The sequence below is a fragment of the Mesorhizobium sp. WSM3224 genome (genome assembly GCF_000427725.1).
Lineage (GTDB): Bacteria > Pseudomonadota > Alphaproteobacteria > Rhizobiales > Rhizobiaceae > Mesorhizobium.
This window is the reverse complement of the sequence record NZ_ATYO01000006.1, coordinates 335,109-347,507: the sequence shown is the minus strand read 5'-3', so window position 1 is coordinate 347,507 and position 12,399 is coordinate 335,109. Positions and strand designations below refer to the sequence as shown.

General features: G+C 64.5%; 10 protein-coding genes and 1 pseudogene. 6 read left to right on the top strand and 5 right to left on the bottom strand.

Annotation, left to right across the window (positions count from 1 at the left end; genetic code table 11):
• Positions 1-271, top strand: a pseudogene (locus YU3_RS41245) (hypothetical protein); the annotation flags it as partial.
• A 98-nt stretch (positions 272-369) separates the two neighbouring features.
• Here YU3_RS41245 and YU3_RS0113970 read toward each other — a convergent pair.
• Together YU3_RS0113970 and YU3_RS0113965 are read right to left on the bottom strand one after the other, a co-directional pair.
• Positions 370-2,094, bottom strand: coding sequence for a heparinase II/III family protein (locus YU3_RS0113970; RefSeq protein ID WP_027166841.1), 1,725 nt, complete (start codon positions 2,092-2,094; stop codon positions 370-372).
• A gap of 159 nt (positions 2,095-2,253) precedes the next feature.
• Complete coding sequence (locus tag YU3_RS0113965) at positions 2,254-3,078, bottom strand: AraC family transcriptional regulator (protein WP_027166840.1); 825 nt, start codon at positions 3,076-3,078, stop codon at positions 2,254-2,256.
• A gap of 94 nt (positions 3,079-3,172) precedes the next feature.
• Between YU3_RS0113965 and YU3_RS0113960 the strand changes: the two genes are divergently transcribed.
• Positions 3,173-4,108 carry a phytanoyl-CoA dioxygenase family protein gene (locus YU3_RS0113960; protein WP_027166839.1) on the top strand — a complete coding sequence of 312 codons (936 nt, stop codon included), beginning with the start codon at positions 3,173-3,175 and terminating at the stop codon, positions 4,106-4,108.
• A 286-nt stretch (positions 4,109-4,394) separates the two neighbouring features.
• Here the strand turns inward: YU3_RS0113960 and YU3_RS0113955 are convergent, their stop codons facing one another.
• Positions 4,395-5,771, bottom strand: coding sequence for an RsmB/NOP family class I SAM-dependent RNA methyltransferase (locus tag YU3_RS0113955; protein ID WP_036258408.1), 1,377 nt, complete (start codon positions 5,769-5,771; stop codon positions 4,395-4,397).
• Positions 5,768-6,799 (bottom strand): zinc metalloprotease HtpX, encoded by a 1,032-nt coding sequence (gene htpX / locus YU3_RS0113950; protein WP_027166837.1) that lies wholly within the window; start codon positions 6,797-6,799, stop codon positions 5,768-5,770. The genes YU3_RS0113955 and htpX overlap by 4 nt, the downstream gene beginning before the upstream one ends.
• A 168-nt stretch (positions 6,800-6,967) precedes the next feature.
• Between htpX and YU3_RS0113945 the strand changes: the two genes are divergently transcribed.
• Complete coding sequence (locus YU3_RS0113945; RefSeq protein ID WP_027166836.1) at positions 6,968-7,189, top strand: DUF1674 domain-containing protein; 222 nt, start codon at positions 6,968-6,970, stop codon at positions 7,187-7,189.
• 110 nt (positions 7,190-7,299) lie between these two features.
• On the opposite strand, the gene YU3_RS0113940 is transcribed toward YU3_RS0113945, so the two are convergent.
• Positions 7,300-7,965, bottom strand: coding sequence for an HAD-IA family hydrolase (locus YU3_RS0113940; protein ID WP_027166835.1), 666 nt, complete (start codon positions 7,963-7,965; stop codon positions 7,300-7,302).
• A gap of 171 nt (positions 7,966-8,136) precedes the next feature.
• Between YU3_RS0113940 and YU3_RS0113935 the strand changes: the two genes are divergently transcribed.
• The 3 genes from YU3_RS0113935 (at position 8,137) to YU3_RS0113925 (ending at position 12,399) form a co-directional block, all read left to right on the top strand.
• The gene (locus YU3_RS0113935) at positions 8,137-9,006 is read left to right on the top strand and encodes a transglutaminase family protein (RefSeq protein WP_027166834.1); all 870 of its coding nucleotides are present in this window, start codon (positions 8,137-8,139) and stop codon (positions 9,004-9,006) included.
• A 356-nt stretch (positions 9,007-9,362) separates the two neighbouring features.
• Entirely contained in the window at positions 9,363-10,724 is a 1,362-nt protein-coding gene (locus YU3_RS0113930; protein ID WP_027166833.1) for a pilus assembly protein, read from the top strand.
• Between the two features lie 406 nt (positions 10,725-11,130).
• Positions 11,131-12,399: a cyclopropane-fatty-acyl-phospholipid synthase family protein gene (locus YU3_RS0113925; RefSeq protein WP_027166832.1), complete on the top strand. Its 1,269-nt coding sequence runs from the start codon at positions 11,131-11,133 to the stop codon at positions 12,397-12,399.

Here is a 12,399-nt window from a genome sequence, read left to right as displayed (position 1 = left end):
TCTCGAGGACACCCACATCACCAATCCCGAGAAGCTCGCAAGCCTCATCGTCATCGTGATGCTCGCCATCACATGGGCCTACCGATGCGCCACCCAGACCATGGGCATGAAGGCCATACCCCGCAAAAGCCACGGCCGCCGCGAAAAATCCTGGTTCCGCATCGGTCTCGACGCACTCAGAGACTGGATCGTCAACTGCCCCAAAGCAGCCGCCCACGCGTGGCTCGAAAAACCACCCCGAAGATCGATGATAAGCTCAAAAAACGCCTGAGTCGTGTACCGTGAACGGATTCAGGCGACACGCTTTAAGTCTTTGTTTTTATGCATGTCGTTGTCCCAGAACCGCTGCACACTTCTGGGCGACATGCATTAGTTGTTTTCAGGATAGCCGGTGATGTGGGTGCGGGTCAGCTGCCAGTGGACCTCGGCAACCTCCGAGGCCTTGAAGGCGAGCACGATCTGCCGGTTGCGCCGCGGGCCGCTCAGCCCGGCGAAATAGATCGATTCCTCGACCTCCGGCGCCACTTCGGCGCAGGTGAAGACCCAGGTGTCGCCTTGCGCGGCGGTAAGGGTCAGGCGGTCGTGGTCGTCCTGCAGCAGGCTGATGTCGGGGTGCACGTGGAAGCGCACCGTGACGAAGTCGCGGCCGCTGTTGCGGATCGCCGTGCCGCCTGGGCGCAGGAAACGGTCGCGGCCGGCAAGCACGTTGCCGTTCGTGGTCAGCTTCAGCTCGCGCTCATGCAGGAAGCCGAATTGCGGGATATAGCCGTCGTGGCGGGCGATGAAGCCATGCACACCCTTCTGGTCGAGGCGCTTGCAAGGCACGTGCTGCGGGCCGCCGATCAGCGGTGAACCCAAAAGGTCGCTGACGCGCAACGAGTGGCTGAAGCGCGCCGACGAGGTGTCGTTGACCGTGGCGGTGGAATGCGCGGCGGTGGCGCGCGCCAGCGGCCGGAATTCCGGAGCGCCGTAAGTGTCGATGCCGGCATTGACGATGAAGTGCTGGCGCCCGGAGGAGAGCTCGAAGGCGAGGCAGCCGGCATGCGCGGCGTTGGAGACGTCGACCGGCGGCGGCAGGCCGGTGTCGGCGATCACCGTCACGCCGCCCATCGAAAGGCGTTCATAGCCGGAATGCGGCGCGTGCAGCAGCGGCGCGCCCACCGTGTCGTCGTGGCGCATGATGGTGGCGATGCGGTCATGGATGGTGGCGCCCATGCCGTTGAAGCGGGCAAGGCTGCCGTCCTGGTGACGGAAGAAGCGCAGCGCCGGCAACATGCGGTCGATGGCTCCGATCAAGGCCGCGGGCGGCGCCTCGGCCTGGTTGGCGTAGGTCTGGCGCAGCGGCAGAAGATCGGCCAGCAGCTCCAGCACCGCCATCGGGTTGCGCGAGATGTGGCCGCCGTCGGGAAGGATCTGATGCTCCAACTCTTCGGCCAGGTTGCGCGTCGCGGCGCGCAATGCCGAGGCCGGCGCCGGCAGGGACAGCGCGGCGAAGGCGAGCGCGATGCGGGCGCGCAGCCTGCCCTCGCCATCCGGCATCTCGCGCGTCACCGAGCGCAGATAGCGGATCTGCACGGCAAGCGATTTGAGGAAGGCGCGATAGAAGGGGAATTCGGCGCCTTGCAGCACCACCGAGGAATGCTGCAGCCAGGCGATCACCCGCTTGGCCGTTGTTCCCGGTTCCCAGGCGATGCCGGAGATCTGGTTGCCGTGCACGGCGATCCAGTCGCTCACCAGCGCCCTGGCGTTGGCGGCGGCGAGCTCGGTGCCGGTGGCGCGCATGTGGCGCAGCCAGCGGAAGCCGTGCAGCGATTTCTGCCAGCCGCGATTGGGCACGTCGAGCTGAAAGGGCGAGGTGCCGCCGGTCTCGACCAGATGGCCGGACAGCGGATAGCGGCCGTAATAAATCTCCAGCGCGATCTGCGGATCGGCGAGCCGTAGATCCGGCGGGGCGATCAGGACGCGTTCGGGCGTGCGGCCGGAATAGCGCCAGCGATAGACCGGGCCGGCGCGCAAACGCCGGCGCGTCTTGCGCCAGAACTCCTTCGCGACAAGCGTCCATAGACGCGTCGTGCTGCCGGCAACAAGTGCCAAAAGCCCTCCTGATGTCCCCATAACCCGAGCACAAGCTTATGCGATTCAAGAACTTATGCGAAGGCGGATTTCGCCGAAGTGAACCACTTCACGCCGTCGCAGCGGGTCGTCCCGAAAAAAGTCATGGCTTTCCGGCGATATCGCCGGTTGCGCCGCGGCTTAGGTCCTCCTGTGGCGGCGGCGGAACTCGCTCGGCGAACAATCTTCCCGGCTCCGAAAAAGCCGGGAAAAGTAGAAGGCATCACGAAAGCCTACAGCCTCCGCCACCGCATCGACGGGGGAATCGGTCGCGGCCAGCAACTGCTTGGCGCGGTCGAGCCGGATGCGCAACTGGAATGACTTTGGCGATAGGCCGGTGTGCAGCGCGAACCTGCGCCGCAACGTCGCCGGCGACATGCCAAACCTGGCGGCAAACGCGCTGAAATCGATGGGCTCGGCAGCGCGGTCGCGCAAACCCTCGATGGCGTCGCGGAAGTCGGGATGGACGTCGCCGCCGCTTCGGTCCGCTCCTTGGCGGGCGGCCTGCACGACCAGCCGATACATGGTGGCGGCAGCCTCCGCCTGGCTGAGCGGCGTGTCCGGGGACAGCTCCGCATGGAGCCTGTCGAACAGAAGGCGCATGCCGCCGAGGTCGGACAAGGGAACGACCGGGGCCGGCTCGACGATGAGCCGCATGCGGGTGAAATCCCGCGTCAGGGCTCCACCGAAAAGCGCCCAGCGTTCGCTCCAGCCCGGGCCGTCGGGTCCATATGAATGGGTCGTGTCCGGGAACAGCCAGAAAAGACTGGGCGCAACGATCGCCTGCCTGCCGGCGGCCCTGGTTTCCAACCAGCCTTGGCCTTCTTCAACCAGGACAACTGCAAAATCCAGCAGCTTTCGCCTGATGATGGCCCGGCCGACGTGATGCCGGCCTATTCCCCTCACCGACAGCCCACCCATGGCGGCCGGCGGCGATCGGTACAGCGCGTAGGACGAGTCCGGCATGAGCGAAAAATCCAGGTAGGAATTTCTGTCCATGGGAGATGTCGTGAGATTAAGCCATTGTCCGGGGCAATTGGAAGAAGGCTGGATGATTGAAATGTCGATATCTTCCCTCGGGAGCGTTTCCGCAAATGAAGTATCCAAGATCGCCCTGTCAGCCAACGGCAAGGCATTGTCCACGGCGCCGGACAGGCTGGGCTATCTCTCGCCAACCGATCCCTCGGTCGGCATCGAGACCATTCGCCATCTCTATGCAATGCAAGGCTATGTCTGGCTGAAGGGCCTTTTGCCGCGCCGCGAGGTGATCGATTTTCGCGGCTTCGCGCTTTCGCATCTTGCCGCAAGCGGGCTGCTGAAACCGGGGACCGACGCTTCGCTCGGCACGGCGTCAGCCGGCGCGTTCGATCGCCAGCTCGCCGATCGCCGGCTGATGTCGCTGGTACGCTCGAGCGCCTATGAAGGCTTTTGCGCGCAGCCCCGTCTGTCCCGCCCGATGGATGCGTTTGTCGGAGGCCTGTCCTATCTGCACAAGCGAAAGATCATGCGCTTCACCATGCCCGGAACGGCGACCGCCACACCGGCGCATTACGACCTCGTCTACCTGCGCGGCGGCACGAGCCGCGTGGTGACGGTATGGATTCCCATCGGCGATACCTCCATCGACATGGGCGGGCTTATCTACCTGGAGGGATCGCACGCCGTCGGCGCCGCGATGGAGGCCCGGTTCAGCAGCGACAATGCCGGGCTTAGCCCGGAGGAACGCGTCAGCGCCTACAACCGCAACATGAGCGAAGGCGGCTGGGTGTCGAAGGACCTGCCCGCGATGGCTGAGCGGTTCGACACGCGCTGGCTCGTGGCGGACTACGAGGCGGGCGACGTCGTGCTGCACTCGCCCTACATGATCCACGCCTCCACGACCAACCAGAGTGTCGACGGTTTGATCCGGCTGTCGACGGACATCCGTTACCAGAATGTCGACGACGAAATCGACGCCCGCTGGGGGAGCCATTGGAGCCTCGACGACATGCTTTAGGGCGGGCTGGTACAGAGGTTCGCGATTGGGCAGAGCCTCCCGACGTCGTCATCCACGGGCGGAGCGACGCGAAGCGGAGCGCAGACCCGAGGATCCTGTGACGTCCGCCGAAGGGCGCAGCGGAGCAGAATTCTGCACCGTCGCAACGCCTCGAAGTCACGGCATGGATTCTGTGGTCTGCGCCGCGTCGCTTCGCTCCTTGCTCCGCCATAGAATGACGATGTCCGAAAGCTTCGGCCAATCGCGAAAGCGCGGTTGGTCCGCGCGGGCACGGCCTTCTGCCTTCCTACATCGTCCGCCGCATACGGGCCGCAAAAAAACCGTCCAGGCCTGAAATGCCAGCCGACCCCAAGTCCAGGTCTGCAGGTGTCGTACGCAGCGTGCCCTCTGGCGTCAGAAACGGATCGACGCCGGCAATTTCGCCTGGCCGGATCGGATCGGCGGCCACGTCAGGGGTTCCGGCGAGGAAAGCGCCATAGAGTTCCTCTCCTTCGATAGGGTCGAGCGAGCAGTTGGAAAAGACGATGCGGCCGCCGGGCCTGACGAGACCGACGGCATGGGCGAGCAGTCGGCGCTGGAGGTCGGCGAGCTTTTCGACATCGGCCATGGTCTTGGTCCACGGCACGTCGGGATGGCGGCGCACGGTGCCGGTCGAGGAGCAGGGCGCGTCGAGCAGAACGGCGTCGAACAATTGCGCCGGCCGGTAATCCAGGAGGTCGGTCTGGACGAGATCGGCTGCCAGGCGCAGGCGGTCGAGGTTCTGCGCCAGCCGCGCCAGCCGGTTCTTCGAGGTATCGACCGCGGTGACCTCGGCGCCGGCCAGGATAAGCTGCGCCGTCTTGCCGCCGGGCGCTGCGCACAGATCGGCGACGCGCTGTCCACGGATGTCGCCGAACAGGCGCGCCGGCAGGCTTGCCGCCGCATCCTGCACCCACCAGGCGCCATCGCCGAAACCGGGCAGGTCGATAACGTTGGCGGAGAGCTTCTCGACACGCACCGTGCCGATCGGCAGCACGATGCCGCCCAGACGCTCGGCCCAGAACGCGGGATCGGCCTTGACCGTGAAATCGACCGGCGCCTCGTGGCGGTGCGCGGCAAGAATGGCGCGCGCCTTGTCGGCTCCGTGGGCGGCGGTCAATCGCTCGGAAAACCATTGCGGCGCCTCGTTGGTGGCGGCAAGCGCCGGGGCAAGCTCGGCTTCCTTGGCGCGGGCAAGCGAACGCAGCACGCCGTTGACGAGGCCCGAGAAGCGCAGCGTTCGCGGATCGGATTTGGCGTGGGTGACGGCAAGGTCGACGGCGGCGCTGTCGGGAACGTCGAGGAACAGGATCTGCGCTGCGGCGACATGCAGGATGTGCGAAAGCGCGGTGGCGTTGGGCGGCAGCGGCTTTTCCAGCCGCTTTGACAGCAGCCCGGCAATGGTCGTGCGATAGCGCAGCGCCGTGACCAGGATGGCGCGCACCAGCGCGCGGTCGCGGCCATCGAGCGCCTTGTATTGCGGATGACCGTGCTCGTTGTCGGTCAAGCCGTCCAGCGGCGTTCGGGCATCGATGACGGCGGCAAGCAGGCGCGCCGCCGCCTTGCGCGCGGCAAGGCCGGCAACGCTCTCGTCATCGGCCGTGTGTTGCGGATTGCCTGGATGCCGGCGCCTCGGCGGCGTCATGACCAGGGACCCTTCGGCCGCACATTGCGCGGCCCGGTCGGGTTGCGGCCCCAGGGATTGGGTTTCGGCCGCGCCGGTTCGGCAGGCGGCGCGGGCTCCGCCGGCTTGCCCCATGGACCGGCCGGCGTCTCATCGGCGGCGGTCGGCGCCGGCGCTTCGCGCCGGGCGGCCGCCGGTGCGCCACCCATGGCGCGCGCCATGTCCTGCAGCGCCGCGATGCGGTTCTCGGTGCTCGGATGGGTCGAGAACAGACTGTCCATGCGCTCGCCGGAAAGCGGGTTGATGATGAAGAGATGCGCCATCGCCGGATTGCGCTCGGCGTCCGGGTTGGGGATACGTTCGGCCCCGCGCGCGATCTTGTTGAGCGCCGAAGCCAGCCACAGCGGGTGGCCGCAGATCTCGGCGCCGCGCCGGTCGGCTTCGTATTCGCGGGTGCGGCTCACCGCCATCTGCACGATCATGGCGGCGAAGGGCGCCACCAGCATGGCGACCAGCACGCCGACGAAGCCGAACGGGTTGTTGTTGTCGCGGCTGCCGCCGAAGAAGAAAGCGAAATTGCCGAGCAGGGAGATCGCGCCGGCAAGCGTCGCCACGATCGTCATGGTCAGCGTGTCGCGATGCTGCACATGGGCAAGCTCATGCGCCATCACCGCCGCGACCTCTTCATGGGAGAGCCGCTCAAGCAGGCCCGTGGACGCTGCCACGGCGGCATTCTCCGGGTTGCGGCCGGTGGCGAAGGCGTTGGGCTGCGGACTGTCGATCAGATAGGTCTTCGGCATCGGCAGGCCGGCTTGCTTGGCCAGCGCCTGGACGATCGCGTAATATTCGGGCGCGTTCTTCTCGTCGACCTCGACGGCGCGGTTCATCGACAGCACCATCTTGTCGGCGTTCCAATAGCTGAACAGATTGGTGCCGGCGGCGATCAAAAGCGCGATGATCATGCCGCCCGAGCCGCCGATCAGGAAGCCGACGCCCATGAACAGCGCCGTCATCGCGGCAAGGAGCATGGTGGTGCGAAGCGTGTTCATCGTTTCATCCGTCTGACTTGGTGTCGGAAGGGGCCAGAGCATCGGACCGAAAAGTGGAATCCGGTTTTCGGAATATTCCGATGCTCATCAATAGGGGTCGATCCTTCCAGCGTCATGGCTATATGATGGGAGACGCCGGTCCCGGTTTCAATCGGCGGGAGTTATCGCATGACCGAAGAGCCAAACAAAACCGAACCAGTTGCAGGAACCGGCGAGCCGCGAAGGACGCCGACGCCGGAAGCACAACGGGCGTTAGCAGAGGCGGAAGCCCGTCGTCAAAAGTATCGAGCGGCGGAAGCGCAATTGCCGAAGGAAATCGGCGGCCGCGGCGGCAAGGAGCCCGGGCGCTACGGCGACTGGGAGGTCAAGGGCCTGACCAGCGACTTCTAACGCGTGTCGCGCTGAAACGGATTCAGGCGACACGCTTTAAGTCTTTGTTTTTATGCATGTCGTTGTCCCAGAACCGCTGCACACTTCTGGGCGACATGCATTAACGCGCTTCAAGCCGCGTCCCGCTGCGGCTCCAGAACAATCCAGCCATTGTCGTCGAGAGCGATGCCGAGCCTGTCGTAGCCGGCAATGCTGACGTGCGGCGTTTTCAGCGGGTGGACATGGGTGGCGCTGATCACCATCACCGAGGCGCCGGAAGCCTCGCCGGCCGCGATGCCCGCCGGCGCATCCTCGAAGACCAGGCAGTCGCGCGCCTCGACGCCGAGACGCTTTGCCGCCAGCAGAAAGCAGTCCGGCGCCGGCTTGCCGTGGGTCACATCTTCCGCCGTGACCATCATGGCGGGAACCGGAATGCCGGCCGCCTTGAGGCGCAGCAGCGCCAGTTCGCGCGGCGCCGACGTGACGATCGCCCAGCGCTCCGGCGGCAGCGATTCCAGGAAAGCGACGGCGCCGGGAATCGGGACGATGCCTTCGAGGTCGTCGGCTTCGGCCTTGAGCAGCGCGTCGGCTTCCGCAACCGCGTCGACGCCCGGAAGCATCAATCCGGCGATCGTCTCGATCGCCCGCTTGCCGTGGATCGTCGGCAGGAAGGTCGCCACATCGAGGCCGTGAAGCTTAGCCCACTTTGTCCACACCCGTTCCGCGGCGGCGATCGAGTTGAGCACCGTGCCGTCCATGTCGAACAGGAAGGCGGCGAACTTTAAGCCTGCGAACATTCGAATTTCCTGGTGAATCGTTTTCGGGGAGGGCGAAAAGCAAGCTCCAGCTTAAACCGGCCAGCACCGGCTGAGAAGCGAGATGCCGCCATTTCGACCTGGCATGGGAACAACCTCGGTTTCGTGGCGTTGAACCGAAAGTCTTTCCAAAATCGTGACGGGGGGAATGCGATGCTGATCCGGCTCGGCTATGAAATCGCCATCGAATGCGCGGCGGCGACGCCGATCATCTCGCTTCTCGACATCCATCCCGACCGGCACGCCGACATCAAGCGGCAGACGCGGGTCCTGACCTCGCCCTCGGTGCCGACCCGGGTCTATCGCGACCGCCACGGCAATATCTGCCGTCGTTTCACAGCGCCCACCGGAAGTTTCCGGGTCCTCTACGATGCGGCAATCGAGGACAGCGGCGAGACCGATACGGTCAATGTGCTCGCGCAGGAAACCCCGGTCGCGGAACTGCCAGACGACGTGCTGGTCTATCTGCTCGGCAGCCGTTACTGCGAGACCGATCACCTCAGCAACATCGCCTGGCAGCTCTTCGGCCAACTGCCGCCCGGCTGGGCGCGCGTCCAGGCCATCGTCGGCTACGTCAACAGCCGGCTTTCCTTCGGCTACGGCTATGCGCGCGGCACCCGCACGGCGGCCCAGGCGCATGATGAACGGGTCGGCGTCTGCCGCGATTTCGCGCATCTGGCGATCACGCTTTGCCGCTGCATGAACATTCCGGCGCGTTATGTGAATGGCTATCTCGGCGATATCGGCGTGCCGGCCGATCCGGCGCCGATGGACTTCTCGGCCTGGATGGAAGTCTTCCTCGACGGCAAATGGTACACGTTCGATCCGCGCCACAACCGGCCACGCATCGGCCGCGTCGTCGTCGCGCGCGGGCGCGACGCTACCGACGTGCCGCTCCTTCATAGTTTCGGTCTGCACCGGCTCACCTTGTTCAAGGTCTGGACCTACGAGCAGGAAGGCAACCGCTTCAATCCTCCGCACCATGGCGTCGACCGGACGGCCAGCGCGCAGATGCTGGCGTAGGGTCTGTAGATATTCAGGTGAGCCCGGCCTGCGAATGGTGGCTCCCTGCGCTTCCACAGACCCCTGCGCTACGCCTGTTTGATGGCTGCCGCTGATCCGCTTCGGCACAGCCCGTTTGTGCCGAAGCGGGAACGCCCGCGACAGCCGCCGGCGTCATGGTAAGCGCTTCGTGAACGTCTCTCTGCCAGCGCATTTTCGTTTACTTCCCGTTCACCGAAAAATTCGCCGAAAACTAGCAAAAACAATGAATTGACCGACTGCTAAGTGTCTTTCGGCGGCCGTCGGCCGGGTCTGGCCGAAATCCTGCAGCGCCTTTGCCGAGCGGCACGGTGCCGCAGACGGTGGAGGCGGAAGGGATGCGGCAGTTCAAAGGTGTCGTTCGTGGGGTGGACGGCTTTATTCGGAATCGCGAAGGCAATTTCGCGGTTCTGTTCGGAGTTGCCGCATCGGTCCTCGCGCTGGGGGCGGGGTTCGCGGTCAATATCTCGCAGCTCTACAATGCGAGGTCGAGCTTGCAGGGCGTCGTCGACGCCGCTGTGACCTCGACGGCCCGCGATCTCACGCTCGGCGTCATCCAGGAGGCCGATGCCAAGGCGACGGTGCAGGCGTTCCTCGACGCCAACAGCGCGGCAGGCCTCCTGCAAGCCAACGGGATCGTGCTGGACAAACTCACCGTCGACAGGACAGCCAGCACCGTAAAGGCCGATGTGCATACCGATATCAGCCTCTATTTCCCGCTGTTCAGCATCGGCAACATGCAACGCGTGACGTCTTCGACCACCGCGCTCTATTCGGACAAGACGGTAGAGGTCGCGATGATGCTCGACGTGACCGGCTCGATGGCGGGCCAGAAGATCAAGGATCTGAGGACAGCGGCGGGCAACGCGGTCGGTTCGTTCCTCGACGGCCAGAACGCCTCCCGGCCACGGATGCGGGTGGCGATCGTGCCTTATGCCAATTCGGTCAATGTCGGCTCGCTTGCCGCAAGCACCGTGTTTGTCGAGACCAAGGCCAGCGAGCGCAAGCAGGCGCCGGGAAATGACGACCCGAAATATGTCTCGGCTTCGACGCGGCCGGACAATTGCGCCACCGAGCGCAAGGGCGCCTATCAATATTCGGATGCGGGTCCGGATGTCAGCATGGTCAACCGGGACCTCTATCTGTCCGACTTCGCCAGGTCGAGCCACACACGAGCCTGCCCCGTCGCGACAATACAGCCGCTGACCACGGATGCGTCGGCTCTGAACAATGTCATCAAGGACCTGGATGCTTCCGGCGGCACCGCCGGCCATATCGGCGTGCAATGGGCGTGGTACATGCTTTCGGAAAACTGGGGCAGCGTCATGAAGGCCTCGCAGCGGCCTGCCAAAATGGATCCGAAGAAGGTGGCGAAATACGTGATCCTGATGACCGACGGCGAATTCAACCTGTCCTATTTCGACGCCAACGGTCCGGATCAGGTCTATAACGACGCCGGCAAAGTGCAGACGCGGACCGCGGCAACGACGCTCTGCGCGGCAATGCGCGACCAGGGCATAGAGATATTCACCATCGGCTTTGCGCTCACCGAGAAGAACGCCAAGTCGACGCTGCAGTCCTGCGCCAGTCCCGATACCGGCACCAGCAAGCATTTCTACCAGGCGGCCAACGGCAGCGAGCTCAACCAGGCCTTCCAGGATATCGTGCGCAACATCGACAATCTGACGGTGACCAGATAGCGGCCACTGATCGAAAGCCGACGCCAAAAGGAAAAGGCCGCCGCTTCTTGCGAAGCCGGCGGCCTTCCGTGTTTCCGTCCATGACGCGGCTCCTGGCGGCAGCCCCTCCGGGCTACCTGCCGCGCGTCTCGCGCCTTAACGGGAAGACTGCTTCCCGGAAGTGCAATCCGCTGAGCTCACGTTATGGAAAACGAAATCACTCGACATCGGATCACCTCCTTTCGGTTTGTTGAACACAACCAGATGATGGGGTGCGTCGCGGCAAAAGACAAGATGACGCGACGGAATGGCCATGCTTCGGGTGGGAAATCCTTCGCCCGCGGTGTTTTTGCGCAACAGATCGGGATTGCGGTCCACAGGCCGGTGGACGACAGTGGCGCTAGGGGGTGGGTACCGGGAGGTGGGAATGGACGCCGCCGACAGAGCCGCGCGGATCGTAAGAACGGTCATCGAGACGCTGCAGCCGGGTTTCGCGGTCAGGCTGTGGACCGGCGAGCGGATCGGCCCCACCTCCGGCCCGGTGCTCACCATCAACGACCAGGACATCGTCTGGCAATTGGTGCGCCGACCAGCCTTCTCGACGCTTATCGAGATGTGGATCTCCAAGACCGTCGACATCGAGGACGGGACGCTGTTCGACTTCTACGCGCTGCCCGCCCAAGGCAAGCTCAAGACGAAGCTCAAATCCCTGCCGAAGCTGGCGATCCTGCGCGACCTGCCGGCGGTGCTGTTGTCGCGGAAGCAAATGACGGCGCGCAGCGATCTTTCCGGTCGCAACCCTTATGTCAGCGGTTCGAGCCAGGAAGCGATCCAGCACCACTACGACATCTCGAACGCTTTCTACCGGCTCTTCCTCGATGAGCGCATGGTTTACAGCTGCGGCTATTTCACGGATTTCGCCAACGGCATCGACCAGGCGCAGCAAGACAAGCTCGACCATATCTGCCGCAAGCTCAGGCTGAAGCCGGGGGAGCGGCTGCTCGACATCGGCTGCGGCTGGGGCGCTATGCTGATCCATGCGGCGAAGAATTATGGCGTTATCGGCCATGGCGTTTCATTGTCGCAGGCCCAGACCGAGCTAGCCCGCGAGCGCATCCGCGCCGAAGGGCTGGAGGACCGCATCACCATCGAGATAAAGTCCTATGCCGAGCTTTCCGGCTCTTTCGACAAGATCTCGTCGATCGGCATGTTCGAGCATCTCGGGCTCGCCAACCACGCGACCTACTTCTCGACCGTCCACCGCCTGCTGAAGCCGGGCGGTGTCTATCTGCACCACGCCATCACCAGGCGCAGCAAGGGCGACATCAAGAAGACCCTGCGCAAAGGGCCGGAGTACAAGGCGCTGATCAAATACATCTTTCCCGGCGGCGAGCTCGACACGATCGGCATGACGCTCGGCAATCTCGAGGCGCACAGCTTCCTCGTCTACGACGTGGAGAATCTGCGCGAGCACTATGCGCGCACCTGCCGCCTGTGGGCGGAGCGCCTGCAGGCACGTTTCGACGAGGCGATCGCCGAAGTTGGCGAGGCGAAGGCGCGGCTCTGGCTGCTTTATCTGACGGGCTGCTCGATCACCTTCGAGCGGGCCTCGGCGCAAGTCTTCCAGACGGTCGCAACCAAGCGGGCGAGGGGGCCGAGCGGCCTGCCTCCGACACGGGCGGATTTGTATCGATAA